Source organism: Shigella sp. SIG6 (assembly GCF_053555815.1).
In genome coordinates this window covers 1-498 of record NZ_JBQZXC010000315.1, presented here as the reverse complement: position 1 = coordinate 498, position 498 = coordinate 1, and the positions used below count along the sequence as shown (strand labels likewise).

1 protein-coding gene is annotated in these 498 nt (G+C 56.2%); it reads right to left on the bottom strand.

Annotation, left to right across the window (positions count from 1 at the left end; all coding sequences use genetic code 11):
- Nucleotides 1-498, bottom strand: a 498-nt coding sequence (locus ACUU1M_RS20575; protein ID WP_449144793.1) for an IS66 family transposase zinc-finger binding domain-containing protein, incomplete at both ends; no start/stop codon positions are given.

The window sequence follows — 498 nt, the reverse complement described above, 5'->3', positions numbered from 1 at the left end:
TACTTTCCGGTAACAACATGGGCCAGAAGCCCCGCTCCGGCATAACTGCGTGCAATGGGTTTTGAAGGCACCGGTGCCTGCACGATATGGTCGCACCGGCGACAGGCCAGTTTAGGGCGTTGTTTTTCGATAACCTTAAAGGCGCTGCTGATAAGCTCCAGCTGCTCTGACACATCACATCCCAGTGGACTGAATTCACCACCACAGGCCGGACAGCATTCCTCTTCCGGCCGGATGACCCGGGGGGCACGGGGAAGTGAGGCTGGTAACGGTTTACGGGCTGAAGACTGGCGCAGGGAAGATGGCAGTACCGGGTCATATTGCTCACCCAGTGTTTCCGCCATTTCCTCCTGAAGTGCGCTGATTCGCTCCTGTGCTTCCTGTATCCGCCGTTCGGTTTTTGCGCGAAGTTTTTCTGAGCTTTTACCGAACTGCATACGCTGCAGTTTCGCGACCAGCGCCTTCAGTCGGTTGATTTCGGAAGGCCTGGACAACTGA